This window comes from Archangium sp., from assembly GCF_036277355.1.
Classification (GTDB): domain Bacteria; phylum Myxococcota; class Myxococcia; order Myxococcales; family Myxococcaceae; genus Archangium.
The window spans coordinates 62557-80050 of record NZ_DASUNC010000037.1; the positions used below are offsets into that span (position 1 = coordinate 62557).

15 protein-coding genes are annotated in these 17494 nt (G+C 69.1%); 6 read left to right on the top strand and 9 right to left on the bottom strand.

Features of this window, described 5'->3' with window-relative positions:
- The 6 genes from VFZ09_RS09220 to VFZ09_RS09245 form a co-directional block, all read right to left on the bottom strand.
- Positions 1 to 1869, bottom strand: a complete 1869-nt coding sequence (locus VFZ09_RS09220; protein ID WP_329727137.1) for a 2Fe-2S iron-sulfur cluster-binding protein — start codon at positions 1867 to 1869, stop codon at positions 1 to 3.
- The gene (gene nuoD / locus VFZ09_RS09225; RefSeq protein ID WP_329727138.1) at positions 1866 to 3131 is read right to left on the bottom strand and encodes an NADH dehydrogenase (quinone) subunit D; all 1266 of its coding nucleotides are present in this window, start codon (positions 3129 to 3131) and stop codon (positions 1866 to 1868) included. The genes VFZ09_RS09220 and nuoD overlap by 4 nt, the downstream gene beginning before the upstream one ends.
- Positions 3132 to 3167: 36 nt before the next feature.
- Positions 3168 to 3680: an NADH-quinone oxidoreductase subunit C gene (locus VFZ09_RS09230; protein ID WP_329727203.1), complete on the bottom strand. Its 513-nt coding sequence runs from the start codon at positions 3678 to 3680 to the stop codon at positions 3168 to 3170.
- Positions 3681 to 3768: 88 nt separating this feature from the next.
- Entirely contained in the window at positions 3769 to 5112 is a 1344-nt protein-coding gene (locus VFZ09_RS09235) for an adenylate/guanylate cyclase domain-containing protein (RefSeq protein WP_329727139.1), read from the bottom strand.
- Positions 5113 to 5271: 159 nt separating this feature from the next.
- Positions 5272 to 5829 carry an NADH-quinone oxidoreductase subunit B gene (locus VFZ09_RS09240; protein ID WP_329727140.1) on the bottom strand — a complete coding sequence of 186 codons (558 nt, stop codon included), beginning with the start codon at positions 5827 to 5829 and terminating at the stop codon, positions 5272 to 5274.
- 15 nt (positions 5830 to 5844) lie between these two features.
- Positions 5845 to 6228, bottom strand: a complete 384-nt coding sequence (locus VFZ09_RS09245; protein WP_329727141.1) for an NADH-quinone oxidoreductase subunit A — start codon at positions 6226 to 6228, stop codon at positions 5845 to 5847.
- Between the two features lie 253 nt (positions 6229 to 6481).
- On the opposite strand from VFZ09_RS09245, the gene VFZ09_RS09250 reads away from it, so the two are divergent.
- Positions 6482 to 8023: a methyl-accepting chemotaxis protein gene (locus VFZ09_RS09250; RefSeq protein ID WP_414640683.1), complete on the top strand. Its 1542-nt coding sequence runs from the start codon at positions 6482 to 6484 to the stop codon at positions 8021 to 8023.
- A 118-nt stretch (positions 8024 to 8141) separates the two neighbouring features.
- Here VFZ09_RS09250 and VFZ09_RS09255 read toward each other — a convergent pair whose 3' ends face one another.
- On the bottom strand, positions 8142 to 9500 hold the full coding sequence (locus VFZ09_RS09255) for a cytochrome P450 (protein ID WP_329727143.1): 1359 nt from the start codon (positions 9498 to 9500) through the stop codon (positions 8142 to 8144).
- 76 nt (positions 9501 to 9576) lie between these two features.
- Positions 9577 to 10404: a PHP domain-containing protein gene (locus tag VFZ09_RS09260; RefSeq protein WP_329727144.1), complete on the bottom strand. Its 828-nt coding sequence runs from the start codon at positions 10402 to 10404 to the stop codon at positions 9577 to 9579.
- Positions 10405 to 10510: 106 nt separating this feature from the next.
- Here VFZ09_RS09260 and VFZ09_RS09265 point away from each other — a divergent pair, with 106 nt between their 5' ends.
- The 4 genes from VFZ09_RS09265 (at position 10511) to VFZ09_RS09280 (ending at position 13177) form a co-directional block, all read left to right on the top strand.
- Positions 10511 to 10798: a hypothetical protein gene (locus VFZ09_RS09265; protein ID WP_329727145.1), complete on the top strand. Its 288-nt coding sequence runs from the start codon at positions 10511 to 10513 to the stop codon at positions 10796 to 10798.
- A 44-nt stretch (positions 10799 to 10842) separates the two neighbouring features.
- Positions 10843 to 12054, top strand: a complete 1212-nt coding sequence (locus VFZ09_RS09270) for a deoxyhypusine synthase family protein (RefSeq protein ID WP_329727146.1) — start codon at positions 10843 to 10845, stop codon at positions 12052 to 12054.
- 27 nt (positions 12055 to 12081) lie between these two features.
- On the top strand, positions 12082 to 12522 hold the full coding sequence (locus VFZ09_RS09275; RefSeq protein WP_329727147.1) for an OsmC family protein: 441 nt from the start codon (positions 12082 to 12084) through the stop codon (positions 12520 to 12522).
- Between the two features lie 115 nt (positions 12523 to 12637).
- Positions 12638 to 13177: a hypothetical protein gene (locus VFZ09_RS09280; RefSeq protein WP_329727148.1), complete on the top strand. Its 540-nt coding sequence runs from the start codon at positions 12638 to 12640 to the stop codon at positions 13175 to 13177.
- Positions 13178 to 13287: 110 nt separating this feature from the next.
- On the opposite strand, the gene VFZ09_RS09285 is transcribed toward VFZ09_RS09280, so the two are convergent.
- A complete protein-coding gene (locus tag VFZ09_RS09285) occupies positions 13288 to 13551 on the bottom strand; it encodes a hypothetical protein (protein WP_329727149.1) in 264 nt (87 codons plus the stop codon).
- A gap of 508 nt (positions 13552 to 14059) precedes the next feature.
- On the opposite strand from VFZ09_RS09285, the gene VFZ09_RS09290 reads away from it, so the two are divergent.
- Positions 14060 to 17362: an RCC1 repeat-containing protein gene (locus VFZ09_RS09290; protein WP_329727150.1), complete on the top strand. Its 3303-nt coding sequence runs from the start codon at positions 14060 to 14062 to the stop codon at positions 17360 to 17362.
- Positions 17363 to 17494 lie beyond the last annotated feature (132 nt).

Here is a 17494-nt window from a genome sequence, read left to right on the forward strand (position 1 = left end):
TCAGATACCCCGGACCCTGGGAGCGCCGAACTCACGGTACCCCGGAGGCCGGCCGTCGGCGGCGGTCGGCAGCGGGTTGATGCCCGGCTTCTCCCGGTCGGGAGGAGCCGACTTGTCCCAATCGAACCCGGCGAACGCGGCCACCTGCTTGCCCAGCTCGCGGAACACCTCGCGAGAGGACGTCCAGGCCGCGGTGCCACCCATCTCGCGGCTGAGCTCGGCCGCCAGGGCCCAGTGCCCCACGGCGTCACCCTTGGACGGGTAGGCCTTGCGGAAGCGCTGGATGAGGCCGTCCACCTGCACGAAGGAGCCATCGAACTCCACGTGCGCGGAGGCCGGCAGCAGCACGGTGGCCTGCGCGGTGAGCGGCGACTCGTTGGTGGCCTGCGCCACGAACACGTCCAGCTTCGCCGCCGCCTGCGCGAAGGTCTCCACGTTGCCCGGCACCTCGGTGCCCACGGCGTAGAGCGCCTTCACCTTGCCGCCGTCCAGGGCCTTCACCAGGTCCTCGAACGGCTTGAGCGCCAGCCCCAGGCCCTGGGCGATCAACTCCAGGCCCTTGCGGTTGGGGTTGCGGTCCGCCGTGAGGAGGTAGTGGTCCGCCTCGCCCTGCGGGCGGCCACCCACGTAGATCTCCTTCGCGCCCAGCGTCGCCTTGGCGAAGGTGAGCGTGGCGAGCAGATCCTCGTTGGAGGCCACGGGCGAGGCGAGCACGGCCACCTGGCCCTTCACGCCGGAGAGCGCCTTGGCGGCGGCCTGGATGGCCTCCTTGCGCGCCACTTCCGGACGGGCGGTGCCGGTGCCCTGCTGGCGGCCCACCACGGCGCTGAGCACGCGCCCGGTGTTGAGCCCCTTGTAGGTGGCGCGGCCGTGGTCGCACATCCAGCTCTTGTTGACGGCCTCGTTCTCGCGCGGGCGGTAGCGGTAGGTGTCCTGCGCCATGAAGTCCGCGTAGATGTTGCAGCCGCGCGAGCAGCCGGTGCACACGGACGGAGCGGCGGACAGGAACCAGGAGCGGGCGCGGAAGCGGAAGTCGCGGCTGAGTAGCGCGCCCACCGGGCAGATGTCCACGGTGTTGAGCGAGTAGTTGCTGTTGAGCTCGCTGCCCGGGAAGGTGTCGATGACCTCGTGGCTGCCACGGCCGAAGATGCCGAGCTGCGGCTCCTTCGGAATCTCGTTCATGAAGCGCACGCAGCGGCTGCAGATGATGCAGCGCTCCTGGTCCAGCACCACGCGGGGCCCCAGCACCTTGCGCTTGTTCTTCATGACCTTGCCGCCCTCGAGCCGGGAGGGGCGGTAGTCGTAGCGCATGTAGTAGTCCTGCAGCTTGCACTCACCGGCCTGGTCGCAGATGGAGCAGTCGACCGGGTGGTTGAGGAGCAGGAACTCCATGACGGCGCGCTGCTGCTCCTTCACCTTGGGCGTGGTGGTCTTGATGACCTGGCCCTCGACGAGCGGCGTCTGGCAGCCGGGCACCAGCTTGGGGGCGTTGGAGGCCTCCACCATGCACATGCGGCAGTTGGCCGCGATGGACAGGCGCGGGTGGTAGCAGAAGTAGGGGATGTCCGAGCCGACCATCCGGGCCGCCTCGATCATGTTCGTCCCCGGCTTCACGACGACTTCCTTGCCGTCGATGGTGCAGGTGACGAAGCCCGGGTTCTTGGGCGGGGGCGGCCCGGCCGGCTTGGCCGCGGGAGGAGGCGGCGGCGCGGTGGGGGCGCTGTGCGCGGCCGGAGGCGTGTCCAGCTTGGCGCCCGCGGGCGGGTTGGAGGGCTGGGAGCCGATCTTCGCCGCCGGCGTATCCGTGGGCGCACCCTTCGGGGGCGGCTGGGCGTCTCCGGTGGGCTTCTTGGTGTCGTTGTCGCTCACTGCTCGACCTCGCCGCCGATCATGTTGATCGTGTCAAAGGTGGGAATGAGGTCCGCCAGCAGCTTGCCCTTGATGATGTGGGGCACGGCGGACAGGATGGGGTAGCCCGGCGCGCGCACGTGGACCTTGTAGGGACGGCCGCTGCCGTCGCTCACCATGTACCAGCCCAGCTCGCCGTTGGCCGCCTCGGTGCAGTCGTAGACCTCACCGGCGGGCACCTGCACGCCCTCCATCACCAGCTTGAAGTGCGAGATGACGCCCTCGATGGTGCCGTACACCTCGGGCTTGGGCGGCAGCGCGATGCGCCAGTCGTCCAGGATGATGGGGCCGGCCGGAATCTGCTGGAGCGCCTGGCGGATGATGCGATCCGACTGCTTCATCTCCTCGATGCGCATCAGGTACCGGTCGTAGTTGTCGCCCTTCTCGCCGACCGGGACGTCGAACTCCATCCGGTCGTACACCCAGTAGGGCTTCACCTTGCGCACGTCGTAGTCCACGCCGCAGGCGCGCAGGCAGGGGCCCGTCCAGCCGTAGTCGATGGCGTCCGCGGCCGTGATGATGCCCGTGTCCTTGGTGCGGTCCACGAAGATGCGGTTGCGCGAGAGCAGCCCGTCGATCTCGTTGACGTGCTCCATGACCTTGTCGAGCGTCTTGATGACTTTCTCGCTCCAGCCCTCGGGCAGGTCGCGGTTCATGCCGCCGATGCGCCCGAAGTTGGTGGTCAGGCGCGCGCCCGTCAGCTCGGCCACGCGGTCCATGATGAGCTCGCGCGCTTCCACGGCGAAGAGGAACGGGGCGAAGCCGCCCAGCTCCATGCCCGTGGCGCCCACGCACGTCAGGTGATCATGGATGCGGTGCAGCTCCGAGCCGATGACGCGGATGTACTGGGCGCGCTCCGGGATCTCCAGGCCGATGAGCTTCTCCACGGCGTTGAGGAAGCCGAAGTTGTTCATCATCGCGGACACGTAGTTCAACCGGTCCGTGTACGGCAGGCACTGCGTCCAGGTGACGTTCTCGCAGCTCTTCTGGAAGCCGCGGTGCAGGAAGCCGATCTCACAGTCGATCTCGGCGATGTTCTCGCCCTCGAGCTCCACCTTCAGACGCACGGTGCCGTGCGTGGCGGGGTGGGAGGGGCCCATGTTCACGTACATCCGCTTGGTCTGGAGGTGGGCCTCCAGCTCCGCCTCGTGGGCGTAGGCGTCGGTGTCCGGGTTGGGCGCTTCGGGGGTGGGGGGTGACACGGGCTTGTGGGTGTCCGCCATGATGTCTGTCCTCGGGAGGCTGCCGGTGGGAGGCGCTCAGGAAACGCCGCTGGTGCCGGGGCCGCGGAAGATGTCCTTGATAGGGCGCTCGGGGATGAGCGGCTGACGGTCGCGCAGGGCGTAGTCCTTGCGGAGCGGGTGGCCCTGGAACTCCTCGTACAGCAACACGCGGCGCAGGTCCGGGTGTCCCGAGAAGCGGATGCCGTAGAAGTCCCAGACGAAGCGCTCCCACCAGTCGGCGCCGCGGAACACGGGCGTGATGGAGGGAATCTCCGGACGGGCCTCGCTCACGCGCACCTTGAAGCGCACGTGCTCGTGACGCGACAGCGAGTAGATGAAGTAGACGACCTCGAAGCGCGGATCATTCTCCGCCAGGTGCAGGCGGTCCACCGCGTCGATGGAGGTGAAGAGCTTGAAGTCCAGCTCGTTCTTGAGGAACGCGGCGACCTTGGGAAGGTGCTCCGCGTGGATGACGGCCCAGGCGCCGCCAGTGCGGTCGAGGTAGCGCTCCGCCACCGCCTCCGGAAACTGGGCGGTGACCCTGTCCAGTGCGAAAGTGCTCAAAGGGGGCCCCAATGCTGGCTATGGAATCCGGCGCGTTATAAGGATGCCCCCCGGCAGGCGTCAACGTAATCCCTCAGGCATCCTCACTACTTACGCGAGTCAGAAGCCGGCGTTCGCCGGAATGGGGCTTCCGGGCCGGCTCCTCGGTGCCCTCCCGGGCGGTAAGGGGCCCGGGAATGAAGGTGGCCACCGGCTCTCGCTTGCCCGCCACCGGGGTGGGGGGGACCTCCCGCCAGTGAAACCCGTCCCCCGCCCGCTCCCGGGTCTCCCGGGAGACGAGCACCGGGGTGCGGTGCTGCTTGGTGAGGTGTTCGATCCGGCTGGCCAGGTTCACCGTGTCGCCAATGGCGGTGTACTCCAGGCGGCGGGCGGTGGAGCCGATGTTGCCGAGCACCACCCGCCCGGTGTGCAGGCCCACCCCCATGCGCAGGGCGGGCTCACCCCGGGCGGTCCGCTCGGCGTTCAGCGCCTCCAGCTCGCGCACCATCTCCAGGGCGCACTCCACGGCGCGCCGGGGGTGCGCCGGGTCCGGCAGGGGGGCACCGAAGTATACCATGAGTGCGTCCCCGATGAACTTGTCGAGCGTGCCGCCATGGCGGAACACGACCTCCACCATGCGGCCGTAGTACTCGTTGAGGATGGCCACCACGGCCTCGGGGGACAGCCGCTCGCTGAGGGCGGTGAAGTCGCGCAGGTCCGAGAAGAGGATGGTCACCTCGCGCACCTCGGGGGTGGACACGGGCGAGGCCAGGTCCTGCAGGCGCTCGGCCACCGCGGGGGAGAAGTAGCGGCCGAGCTGGGCGCGCTTGAGCTCCTCGCTCGTCACCGCGGAGATGAGCACGCGGATGCGGTGGTAGAGGTAGCGCGCGGCGGCACCCGTCAGCACCAGCACCACCACCGCCACCACGCGCGCCCCCACGCCGATGGAGGCCTCGGCCTGCAGGGTCACCTCGGCCACGCAGGCCGCTCCCGTCACGGCGAAGAGCACCGGCCGGCGCAGCGACAGCGCCGACAGGACGATGATGCAGCAGTAGAGGCCCAGGGTGAAACCCGCCACGCCTCCAGGAGAAGGGGACACGGGCAGGGCGAGGTGCTGCAGCCAGTAGATGGCCGGCACGTCCACCACCGCGAGCGACAGGCCCGCCCAGCTCGCCCCGCGGGGCCAGCGCCACACGATGCCCACCGTCATCGCGGTGCACATCCAGTAGGCGCTGAAGGGAGCGAGGTACACCTCCCAGTCCGCCAGCCCCTGCACCCGGGCGAGGTACACCGTGATGGCCAGGATGGCGGACACGCCGAGGAAGCGCAGCAGCGCCAGACGCGCGGTGTTGAGCCGGCGCTCCTCCTCGAGGGCCCTCCCCACCGGTTCCCGCAGGAAGTCGATGAGGGGGGGTCGTGTCTGCCCGGCTTCGTCCACGCGACCTCGGCGGTAAGGGGGAATGGTGCATTCTCGCACGTCCCCCGGAGGTCCGCACGGTTCGCGAGCCCGCCTGCTCGTCCGAAAAGGCGAGGGCCCCGCCACCTCCGGAGAGGTTCGCGGGGCCCTGGAGCCGCTGCACCCGGTGGTGCGCGGGGCCTACTTGCTGAGGTTGTACTGCGCGGCCAGCAGGTCGTGCGGGGCCGAGCCCTTGTGACCCACCCGGTGCACCTGGTTGCCGATCTTGTCCTGCAGCAGCTTGAGGCCGTCGAGCACCTGCTCGGGGCGCGGCGGGCAGCCCGGGATGTAGACGTCCACCGGGATGATGCGGTCGATGCCCTGGAGCACGGCGTAGTTGTCGTAGAAGCCGCCCGACGAGGCGCACACGCCGAAGGCGACGACCCACTTGGGCTCGGCCATCTGCTCGTACACGCGCTTGAGGATGGGCGCCTGCTTCTGGTTGATGGTGCCGATCACCATCAGCATGTCCGCCTGACGGGGCGAGAACCGGGGGAACTCGGCGCCGAAGCGGGCGATGTCGTGACGGGCGGCGGCCACGGACATGAACTCCATGCCGCAGCACGCGGTGGCGAACGGGTAGGTGAAGAGCGAGTACTTGCGCGCCCAACCCAGGCCCTTGGACACCATCCGCTCGAAGAAGCCCATGGCCTCGTCGCGGCGGGTGGTCAGTACGGGTGCGATGTCAGAGTCAGCCATGATTCCTCAGTGCCCTCAGTGCTCCCACTCCAGGGCGCCCTTCTTCCAGATGTAGATAAGGCCCACCACGAGGGTCGCAGCGAAAACGAGCATCTCCACGTAGCCGAACCAGCCGAGCGCCTGGAAGTTCACCGCCCAGGGGTACAGGAACACGGCTTCGACGTCGAACACGATGAAGAGGAGGGCCACCACGTAGAACTTCACCGCGAAGCGCTGGCGCGCCGGGCCACTGCTCTCGGAGCCGGCCTCGAAGGCGGTGGACTTGATGGCGCTCGGACGCTTGGGGCCCAGGGCGGCGGCCAGCTGAACGATGATGAGCGACAGCACACCCGCGAGCAGCAGCACGATCGCCAGCGGCAGGTAGGGCGCCAGGGGGTTGGGGTCGAGCGTGGGGTTCATTCGGCGCGGACCCTAGGGACACCGGGCAGCCGTGTCAATGGAGAAACCCCGGAAGCCAAGCCCCGGACATGACAGAGGAAAGCCCCGGGACGGGCTCGGCCGCCCGCCCGCCACTCCCGGGGGCCCGGACAGGGGGTTTGACGCTCCGCGCACCGGGGGCCTAGGGTCACGGGCTGGCGCGTCTTCCGATCAGATAGGAGAGAGCCCGGGCATGTGGGGTCGTCTCAGTTTGCGCTGGCAGGTGGCATTCGCGGTGCTGGTTCCCAGTATCGCCGTGGCCCTGTTCAGCGGTTTCTACTTTCCGGAGCAGCAGCGGAAGTCGTCGCTGGAGCGGCTCGAGGATCGCACCCGGGTCGTGGGTCTGCTCGCCTCGCATGAGCTCTCGGCCGTGCTGGAGCAGGCGGGGGTGACGGCTCCGGATCGTTCGGAGTCCCAGCCCGTGGCCTCGAGAGACATCGGTCTGCGGGCCGTGCCGCAGCTCCTGAACGTCTTCGATCGGGTGGAGCAGGTGGGCGCGGTGGCCTTCCAGGCGGTGCTCTCGCCCGGGGACAAGGTGCTGTCCGAGCGCGGCTTGCCGAAGGGGCTCAAGGGCACGCCGAAGGAGGGCGAGGAGTGCTCGATGGAGCACCCGCAGGGCCTCCCGGTGCTCTTCTGCCGGTTGCCCGGGAGCCACACCTACGTGGTGGGCCTGGACGCCGACCAGATGAAGCCGGAGTCCATGCAGCAGGCCCTCTTCGTGTACCTGGGCGCCATGGTGGTGGGCCTGTTCATCACCTTCTTCATCGGACGGGCCATCGCCGAGCCGGTGACGCGCATGACGCAGGCGGCGCGCGAGGTGTCCCAGGGAGACCTGTCGCTCAGCGAGATGGACGTGGCCTCGGCGGGCGAGGTGCGCATGATGGCGCACTCCTTCAACGAGATGCTCGGCACGCTGCGCGGCACGGTGTCGGAACTGCTGGCGCGGTTGGAGCAGCTCTCCAGCGCCTCGCGCGGACTGACGGGCGCGTCGGCGGACCAGGAGCACGTCATCAGCCAGCAGGCGGCGTACGCGCAGCAGATCGCCGCGACGTTCGAGGAGCTGAGCCGCACGGCGGAACAGATCTCCAGCTCCACCGAGGTGGTGGAGTCCAGCGCGCGGCGCACGCACGAGGCGGTGGCCGAGGCGATGGCGGTGGTGGCGCAGGTGGTGGCGGGCATCAACGACATCCGCATGGAGTCCAAGGGCGTGGCGGATGCCATCGTGGGCCTCAACCAGGACCTGCAACAGGTGTCGAAGATCGCCCAGGTCATCAACCAGGTGGCGGAGCGCTCGGACCTGCTGGCGCTGAACGCGGCGCTGGAGGGCACCAAGGCGGGCGAGGTGGGCCGGGGCTTCTCGCTGGTGGCGGCGGAGATGCGCAAGCTGGCGGAGAACGTGTCCGCGTCGGCGCGCGACATCGCCCGCATCGTGGAGAAGGTGCAGGACTCGGGCAACGAGGCGGCCACCAAGGCGCGCGTGGGCATGGCCACGAGCGATCGCGGCGTGGAGGTGGCGGAGCAGGCCTCGGCGGTGTTCCAGCGGATTGTGGAGCTGGCGCGCGGCACGAGCGAGGCGGCGCGGCAGATCACCATCGCGACGCGGCAGCAGCGTCAGTCCAGCGAGCAGGCCGTGCAGGGCGCGCGCAACGTGGCCGAGCTGGTGAAGCAGGGCGTGGACGCCACGGGCCGCACCACGCGCATCGCGCAGGATCTGCAGAACGTGGCGGACAGCCTCACGGTGCTGACCAGCAAGTTCAAGGTCGCCCGCGACCGCTGAGCGCCCTGTGCCTCCTCGGACATTCCTCCGCTGACACTCCCTCTCCCACCGGGAGAGGGTCGGGGTGAGGGTATCCGCACCCCGGGTTGTGCCATGCGCCGGCGTCGTCCTGTGTCACTCAGGCCGCAGCGAGCTGGATGCGCGTCTTCTTCGGCGGCGCGCCGAAGGGGATGTAGGTCAGCTTGGGCGTCGCGGTTCCCGGAGCGAGCTGGGGCCTCTTCCCCCGGCGAGCCAGTTCACGCGCGAAGGCCGTGGCGAACTGCACCACCTCCATCCAGGCCAGGTGGTAGCCCAGGCAGAAGTGGGGGCCGCCTCCGAAGGCCGCGGTCTCGATGGCCGACGGCGGCAACCGCCTGCCCATCCAGCGCGAGGGATCGAAACGATCCGGCTCGGGGAAGAGCTTCGGGTCGTAGCCGTAGGCTCCCAGGGGGACGAGGAGCGTCGTGCCCTTGGGCACGCGCTTGCCGTGCAGCTCCAGATCCTCCTTGGCCTGGCGCCCCGTCGACGACACGGGCGGGTACATGCGCAGCACCTCGCGGAAGAGCGCCTCGGCGAAGGGGTGGCGCTTGAGATCCTCGGGCGAGCGGGGCAGGTCCGGTGCCGCCACCGCCTCCTCGCGCAGTTGGTCCCAGAGGTCCGGCCGCTGGGCGAGCACGATGCCCATCCAGGCCATCACCGACGCGGACGTCTCGTGCCCCGCCAGGGCCAGCAGGCGCAGGTTCTGGATGAGATCCTGCTCGCTGAGCTCGCGCCCTTCCTCATCGCGCGTCTTCAGCAGCGCCGAGAGCGTGCCCGGCATGTCCGGCTTGCCCCGCGCCATGGAGATCAGCCGCGAGAAGCTCGCATCCAGCCACAGCCGCCCTTGCCGGGCGCGCCTCGCGGGCGAGAAGGGGAAGTCCTGCTTGATGGGGAGGGCGCCCAGGATGAACTCGCGGTAGTTGCGATTCCAGGCCTCCATCTCGCTGCTGTCGATGCCCATGACGCGGAAGATGATGTCGAGCGCGAGGCCCTGCGTCTGGGCGAGCAGGGAGAAGGGCTCCTCGGGGAAGCGGGTCACATAGGACTCGATGACCTCGGCCGAAATCGCGGAGGCCCCGCTGGACGTCAGACCCCGGGGCGTGAAGGGCCCGCTCATGGCCGAGCGCAGGCTCCGGTGGGGCGTCCCATCCCGCGACAGGAGCGAGTCACCCACGAAATCCGGCGACCCCTCGCGGATGAACTCGCTGCTGGTCACCTTGTTCTTGAGCAGCTCGAAGCCGGGCTCGCCCATGCACACCAGCGTGTACATGCCCATGTTCTTCGTCCAGAACAGCGGGCCCACCTTCGCCTCCGCGTCCCGGAGGAAGGTGAGGGCGTTGCCCATGGTGTAGAGGGAGTGGCCCACCAGGGGCAGCGCGCCCGGGAGGACGGGGATTCCCTCTCGGAGCTCCGGCTGTTGGGTCGAGCGGGAGAACAGGTTCGTCAGAAGAGCTTGCATGTGCCTGTGCATACAAACGGCGCGGGCCCGGCACAACCCCATCACCCGGTGTATGAAATTGTCCGTACCCGCCACGCTATGCCCGCGCCGACGCGGCCCGGGCGCGCAGCTTCTCGAAATTCTCACGGGGCGTCGTCGAGTCACCGGGACGCCTGCCTGGCGTCACCTGCTCGCCGTGGAAGTCGCTGCCCCCGGTGGTCACCAGGTCGAACTCCTTCGCGAACTTCAAATACTTCTCCCGCACGCTCGGGTTGTGGTCCGTGTGCAGCGCCTCCAGGCCGTCCAGGCCCTCGCGCGCCAGTTGCAGGATGTCGTAGCGCTCCAGCTTCGAGCTGCCCGGATGCGCCAGCGTGGCCGTGCCTCCCGCGCGATGGATGAGCCGGATGGCGTCCCGGCCCTCCAGCTTGAACCGGTCCGTCCACGCCGGCTTGCCCGCGCCCAGGAACCGGTCGAACGCCTCCTTCACGTCCAGACACAAGCCCTTCTCCACCAGCAACCGCGCCAGGTGCGGCCTCCCCAGCTGCGCGCTCCCGGCAATCGCCCGCACCTCCTCCATCCGCACCGGGAAGCCCAGCTTGCGCATCTGCTCCACCATCCGCTCCATCCGCTGCTCGCGGTCCACCCGCAGCCGCTCCGCGAAGCGGGCCAGCTCCGGGAAGTCCGGCCGCACGAAGTGCCCCAAAATGTGCACCTCCTTCTTCAGCACGAACGCGGACACCTCGATGCCCGGCACCAGCTCCACCCCGTGTGCCCTCGCCGCCTCCGCCGCTTCCGCCAACCCCGCCACCGTGTCGTGGTCCGTCACCGCCAGCGCCGTCACCCCCGCGCTCGCCGCCAGGGACAGCAGCTCGGCGGGCGAGTGTTGGCCATCACTCGCCGTGGTGTGGGAATGCAAGTCGATCACCGCTCACTCCAGGGGACTCGGGTTGAAGGCTCCACCTACCATCCATAGGATGTGGGATAACCCTTGGATTCGCCAGCCTGTGAGTCCCCCCGGGAGGAGGAGCGTCATGGCCAAGGACGACACCATCGAGAACCGCGTGTACCTCTTCGAGTCGCTGGCGAGCAGCTACATCTCCGCCGCGTCCGAGCTGCTGTCCTCCGAGGACGAGGCCGTGCGCGCCCGGGCGAAGCGGGTCCTGGCGGAGCTGGCGTACGTGTCGTGTGTCGTCTCGGACACGGGGCACCTGACGGCCGAGCAGGTGCGCGAGCGCGTGCTGGGCACTCCCGAGGTGGAATTGACGCCGCCGGACGTGGATCCGGCCGACAAGGGCGGCAAGGGCAAGAAGCGCAAGTAAACCCGTGCTCCCCTCGGCGCGCGGGCGGTGGTAGATCGCGCGCCATGGCAAAGAACCCCTCGAACAACCGAAAGAACCTGCGCGCCCACTACTCGGGAGCGCGCAAGGCGGATCCGCGTCCCATCACCGGCAAGGAGTCGCCCACCGAGCTGCTCGAGCACGCCTTCTCGGCCTACGTGGGGCGCCAGGAGCGCACCGCGTTCGAGCTGATGCGCCGCTCCATGGAGGTGGATGCCTCCATCTTCCTCACGCTCTCGGGCGCCATGACGCCGGCCGGCCTGCACCAGAGCTGCATCATCCCCCTCATCGAGAAGGGCGTCATCTCCGCGCTCACCACCACCGGCGCCAACCTCTACCACGACGCCCACCGCATCATCGGCCACGCCATCCGCGAGGTGAACCCCAACGCGGGAGATCTCCAGTACCGCCTGGCCCGCATCATCCGCATCTACGATCTGGGCTTCTGGGAGGAGGCCCTGCTGGACACCGACCGGCTCTTCTCCGCCCTCCTGCGCCGCCCCGAGTTCCAGCGCAAGATGACCACGCCCGAGTTCCATTACCTGCTCGGCAAGAACATCCAGGCCATCGAGAAGAAGCTCGGCGTGAAGCAGCCCTCGCTGCTGTCCACCTGCTACAAGCACGGCGTGCCCATCTTCGTGGGCGCCGTGCAAGACGGCTCCATCTTCCTCAACGCCGTCAAGCTCAAGCGCCTCATGGGCGATGAGTTCAAGTTCGAGATCGACATCAACGACGACGTCTATTGGATGTCGGCGATCCAGCACTACTGCCGCCACCACTTCTCCAACAAGATGGCCATCTGGATCCTCGGCGGCGGCGTGCCCAAGAACTACACGCTCCAGGGCGAGCCGCTGCTGGATCAGATTCTCGGCGTGCCCACGGATGGCTTCGACATCGACGTGCAGTTCTGCGTGGACCCGGTGGACAACGGCGCGCTCTCGAGCTGCCCGGCCGGTGAGGGCCACACCTGGGGCAAGGTGTCCATGGAGGCCGTGGAGGCCGGCTCCATGTACGTGCACACCGACGTCACCGCCGTCTTCCCGTGGCTCACCCACGCGCTGCTCAGCGACACCAAGATGAAGCGCAAGCCGCGCCGGCTGATGGACGTGATGCAGGAGGCGGTGGCCTTCCTCGACAAGGACGTGCAGAAGCGCCGCAAGTCGCTGCTGAAGACGATCGACTGGAGCCCCGACGAGGCGAAGCCGGATCCGACGGAGCACGAGACCTACGTCCGCTGAGGCGGCGTCAGAACAGGAGCCACGACCATGAGCCAACCCACTCCCGCCACCGGCGTCGTGATGACCGTCGCGAGCGCGCCGGGCTTCCACTGCAAGCTGGAGCACGGCCCGTCCGGCACGAAGATCACCACCGAGGCCCCCAAGGACAATGGCGGCACCGGCATGTCCTTCTCGCCCACGGACCTCGTGGGCGCGGCGCTCGCCTCCTGCGCCCTCACCACCATGGCCCTGGCCGCCGCGCGCGAGGGGATTCCCTTCGGCGACGCGCGCGCCCGGGTGGAGAAGCGCATGACGCCTCCTCCGCGCCGCATCGGCGAGCTGGTGCTGGAGATCGACATGCCCGCGGGCCTCTCCGCCGCGCACCGCGCCCGGCTCGAGGAGGTGGCGCACGGCTGCCCCGTCACCCGCAGCCTGCACCCGGACGTGAAGATTCCCCTGACCTTCCGCTACCCCGACGAGGCCCGGTAGGCGGAAGAAGGCCCGCTCTCCCGTCCGCCCTCCAACCGCCCGGGCATGGTGCTCTGCGCCATCGCCCGGGCATGCCGACCCTCCGCTCGGTGGGGACGCACACGAGGAGGGTGGCGTGAACACGGCGCTGTTGAAGATCTACCTGAATGATCATCTGGCGGGCTCGACCCTGGGCCTGGAGCTGGCGCGCCGCGCGAAGGCGGAGAACGCGGACAACGCCGTGGGCGAGTACCTGGAGACCCTCCATCGCGAGCTGCTGGAGGATCGCTCGATCCTGCTGAGCGTGATGTCGGCCCTGGGGTTCAAGCACGATGTGCTGAAGCAGGGCGCGGCCTGGGTGGGCGAGAAGCTGGGACGCCTGAAGCTCAACGGCCAGCTGACGGGCTACTCGCCCTTGAGCCGCGTGGTGGAGATGGAAGGGCTGTGCCTGGGCACCGAGGGGCGGCTGTCGATGTGGCGGACGCTGCGGCGGCTGTCGCGCAAGGACGAGCGCCTGGGCCGCTTCGACTTCTCCGCGCTCATCACCCGGGCCGAGCACCAGCGGCGCATCCTGGAGCGGCTGCGCCAGCAGTGCTCGGACGAGGCGTTCCTCGAGCCGGGAGAGGGCTCGGTGCTGCGTCTCACGCCCTCACCCTCCGAGAGAGAGGCGCACTGATCCGTGCCCGCTCCCTCGCCCGCTCGTGGGCCCTCCCGATGGTGGTGGGGTTTCCACGAGAGGGAGCGACATGACGGAACTGGAGCCGCTGCTTCAACGCATCGAGCAGCTCACGCCGCACTTGGGCCGGGCCCAGGAGGACCTGGTGGCCCTGGCCACCCGGGCCCGCAACCGGGACTACAAAGCTTCGCGGGCGTCCTGCCGGCCTCGGCCTCCGGGGCGGCGAGCTCCTCGAAGACGGCGCGGAGCTCCCGCGCCAGCTCCTGCTCGAGCGCGAGGAACTTCTCCGGCGTGTCCTGCGCCCCGACGGAACGGATGATGCGGCCCGTCCCGGTCTCGACGACGCGGGCGTCCACGCGCAGGGTGTTCATCACGTCGAATTACCCGCCCATGACGAGGTAGCGCGCCCCGAGCAGCTTGCCCACCTTGTTGGCCGTGGTCTGATCGAACCTGCTGGATGAGCATCTGCGCCAGCCCCTTCTTGAGGAACTGCATCCCGGCATCGGCGCCCTCGTCGTCGAAGTAGAGCACCGCCACCGTGGGCTTGTCGGAGTCGGCGGCCAGGACGGGCAGGGCGAACAGCCCGAGCAGCAGGCCGAGGAGACGCGGGAACAGGAAACGGGTTGCCTTCATGAGACAGGATTCTGGTACCGGACCGCTCATGGCTGGATTGCTTCAATTTTCTTCCATGACAGTTTTCGTGACCGTCCCGGCACTGGCGAGACACCTCTCCTCCGTCCGCTCCAGACCTTATCTAGGACCGCCAGCGCAGAAAGCCGAGAAATTCACGTCAAAACTCGAGTTGGATGATTTATCATGCGCGCCCCCTCGTTGGGCCGGAGGGGGGGAAGCCGGAAGTTGAAGGGGAGGGGTATATCCATCATGAGAAGCCATCGAATTCCGGGACGCTTCCCGGATGCCTGGATATGGCTATGGCTGGGGTTGTGTCTGGCGGTGGGGTGCGGCCTTCCAGAGGAGGAGGGCGCGCAGCTCGCCGAGCCCTCGACGATCGCGGTCGCGCTGAGCACACCGGCACTCGGACAGGATCAGGTCGCCGCGGGCGCCAATCACACGCTGATGTTGCGCTCCACCGGCACCGTCTGGGCCTGGGGTGACAACCTCTTCGGGCAGCTGGGCGATGGCACGGATGCCACCCGGCTCGTTCCGGTGCGGGTCCAGGGACTCGACAACGTGGTGGCCATTGCCGCCGGCGCTCAGCACTCACTCGCCCTGCGCTCCGACGGCACCGTGTGGGCCTGGGGTGACAACTTCTTCGGCCAGTTGGGCGACGGCTCGGACGCCCAGAGCCCGGTGCCCGTGCAGGTGCTGGGATTGAGCGGCGTGGTGGCCATCGCCGCCGGAGACAATCACTCGCTGGCGCTGCTGACAGACGGCACCGTGCGCGCCTGGGGTTTCAACAACTACGGACAGCTCGGCGATGGCTCCACCTTCGCGAGCCCCTTCCCCCTGTTGGTGCAGAACCTGGGTGGCGCGGTGGCCATCGCCGCCGGCAGCGGGCACTCGCTGGCCGTGCTCTCCGATGGCAGGGCCAAGGCCTGGGGTGACAACTATTACGGCCAGCTGGGTGATGGCTCCGGCTTCGGGCAACTGACGCCCGTGGTGGTGTCGGGCCTCACCGGGGTGAAGGCCATCGCCGCGGGCACCTTCCACTCGCTGGCGCTGCTCACCGACGGCACCCTGCGTGCCTGGGGCGAGAATGGCTCCGGCCAGCTGGGAATCGGCTCCACCACCCGGCGTCCGGTGCCCGTGGCGGTGCCGGGCCTCACCGGAGTGAGCGCCATCGCGGCCGGGAGCGCCCACTCGCTGGCGCTGCTCACCGACGGCACGGTGCGCGCCTGGGGCTACAACGACTTCGGCCAGGTGGGCAATGGCTCCCTCACCTCGCAGCTCGCGCCCGTGCCGGTCTCGGGTCCGGGGTATGTGAAAGGCATCGCGGGCGGTGCGACGCACTCGCTGGCCCTGCGCGCGGATGGCATCGCGTGGGCCTGGGGTGACAACGCCCATGGCCAGCTCGGCAATGGGCAGATCAACCAACAGCCGAGGCCCGCGCGGGTGCTCATCCCGAGAGCGACGACCCTTGATGGGGGCGGTGGCCACTCCCTCATCGTTCGTGCGGACGGGACGGTGTGGGCCTGGGGTTCCAATAACAATGGCCAGTTGGGGGATGGGACGGGGCTGCCTCGAATGCTGCCCACCCGCGTTACAACCCTGACGGGCGTGGTGGCCGTGTCGGCTGGGAGCTGGCACTACCCCTTCTCCCTGGCGGTGCGCACGGATGGTACGGCGTGGGCCTGGGGTGACAACACCTACGGCCAGCTGGGAGATGGGACCACCACCCGCCGCCTGGCTCCCGTTCGTGTGTCGGGACTGACCGGCGTGGAGGCCCTGGCCGGCGGCTCCTATCACTCGCTCGCGCTGCGCACGGACGGCTCGGTGTGGGCCTGGGGTGACAACGGCAATGGCCAGCTGGGGGATGGGACCACCGTCGCGCGCCGCACGCCCGTCCAGGTCCAGGGGCTGGCCTCCATCGTGGCCATCGCGACCGGAGGCTCCTTCTCGCTGGCGCTGCACCAGGACGGAACCGTGTGGGCCTGGGGCGTCAACTCCGACGGCCAGCTGGGAGATGGGACGACCACCTCGCGTCCCACCGCGGCGCGCGTTCCCGGGTTGGGCAACATCGTGGCCGTGGCGGCGGGGCTCAGCCACTCGCTGGCCCTGGCAGCTGATGGGACGGTGTGGGCCTGGGGCTCCAACGCCTTCGGCCAGCTGGGAGATGGGACGTACACCTCGCGGCCGACGCCGTTCCAGGTGCCCGGCCTGAGCGACATGATGGACCTCTCCGCGGGCACCTCCCACTCGCTGGCGGTTCGCGCGGACGGCACGCTCTGGGCCTGGGGCTACAACGATCATGGCCGGCTCGGCGATGGGACGACCACCGCGCGCAGGTCCCCCGTCCAGGTGCCGGGGCTTTCCGATGTGTTGCTCGTCGCGGCCGGAGACACCCACTCGCTGGTGCTGCACGCGGATGGGTCCTACTCGTCGTGGGGAGACAACAACCTCGGCCAGCTGGGCGATGGCACGGCCGGTCTGCATCCGCTGCCCGTGCAGGTGCCGGGCCTGAGTGGAATGCGAGGCGTGTCGGCCGGCCCCTGGCACTCGCTGGCGGTGCGCTCGGATGGAACGGTGTGGAGTTGGGGGTGGAACTCGCTCGGCCAGCTGGGCGATGGGACCACCACTCAACGCCTGACACCCGTCCAGACGCGCAACCTGTCCTCCGTGATGGCCGCGTCCGCGGGGGACTATTTCGGGTTGGCGGTGCGCTCGGACGGGACGGTGTGGGCCTGGGGTGACAACTATTCCGGCCAGCTGGGGGATGGGACGAGGACCGGGCGCTTGTCGCCGGTGCAGGTGTCGGGACTGGGTGGCGCCGTCGCCGTCTCCGCCGCGAGCAACTACAGCCTGGCCTTGCGCTCGGATGGAACGGTGTGGGCCTGGGGTGACAACACCCATGGCCAGCTGGGCGATGGGACCACCATCCAGCGCTCGCTGCCGGTCCAGGTGGCGGGCTTGAGCGGCATCGTGGCCATCGCGGCCGCCAGAGCCCATGCCCTGGCGGTGGGCTCGGACGGGACGGTGTGGGCCTGGGGAAGCAATTCCCTGGCACAGCTGGGCGATGGGACGACCACACAGCGTCTGCTGCCCGTGCAGGTGCCGGGCCTGAGTGGCGTGGCGTCCGTTACGGGGGGCTACAGCCATTCGCTAGCGGTGCACGCGGATGGGACGGTGTCGGCCTGGGGGTACGGTTACTACGGGCTGGGTGACGGCTCGACCTATCGCCAGCTGCCGGTCCGCATTCCTGGATTGAGTGGTGTGCGCAGCGCGGATGCGGATTGGCAATCCCTGACCGTGCGCACGGATGGGACGCTGTGGAGCTGGGGGGACAACGGTTATTGCGAGCTCGGGGATGGCACCACCTCCCCGCGGGCGACTCCCCTCCAGATGGCCGCCCTGAGTGGCGTGACGGCCACCGCGGCGGCGGAGAGGCACTCCCTGGCGCTGCGAGCGGATGGAACGGTGTGGGCCTGGGGTGACAGCAATTACGGCCAGGTCGGGGACGGTGTGCCGTCCGTGCGCCTGGTGCCAGCACGCGTGTCCGGACTCTGAGCGGCACGGGTGGCTGTCCCATCCGTGCCTCCTCGGGCGGGTGCGCAGTGGGTCCGCAGCAAGAAGGGTTGCATGACGCTTTCACACCGCTGAACGACAGGGGAGCAGCCAGATGAGAGGCAATCGGATTTC

What these genes read in the sequence shown, in the direction of transcription:
- nuoD (WP_329727138.1), bottom strand. Translation starts at nt 3,131, where the DNA reads ATGGCGGACACCCACAAGCCCGTGTCACCCCCCACCCCCGAAGCGCCC.
- VFZ09_RS09240 (WP_329727140.1), bottom strand. Translation starts at nt 5,829, where the DNA reads ATGGCTGACTCTGACATCGCACCCGTACTGACCACCCGCCGCGACGAG.
- VFZ09_RS09245 (WP_329727141.1), bottom strand. Translation starts at nt 6,228, where the DNA reads ATGAACCCCACGCTCGACCCCAACCCCCTGGCGCCCTACCTGCCGCTG.
- VFZ09_RS09255 (WP_329727143.1), bottom strand. Translation starts at nt 9,500, where the DNA reads ATGCAAGCTCTTCTGACGAACCTGTTCTCCCGCTCGACCCAACAGCCG.
- VFZ09_RS09265 (WP_329727145.1), top strand. Translation starts at nt 10,511, where the DNA reads ATGGCCAAGGACGACACCATCGAGAACCGCGTGTACCTCTTCGAGTCG.
- VFZ09_RS09270 (WP_329727146.1), top strand. Translation starts at nt 10,843, where the DNA reads ATGGCAAAGAACCCCTCGAACAACCGAAAGAACCTGCGCGCCCACTAC.
- VFZ09_RS09275 (WP_329727147.1), top strand. Translation starts at nt 12,082, where the DNA reads ATGAGCCAACCCACTCCCGCCACCGGCGTCGTGATGACCGTCGCGAGC.
- VFZ09_RS09290 (WP_329727150.1), top strand. Translation starts at nt 14,060, where the DNA reads ATGAGAAGCCATCGAATTCCGGGACGCTTCCCGGATGCCTGGATATGG.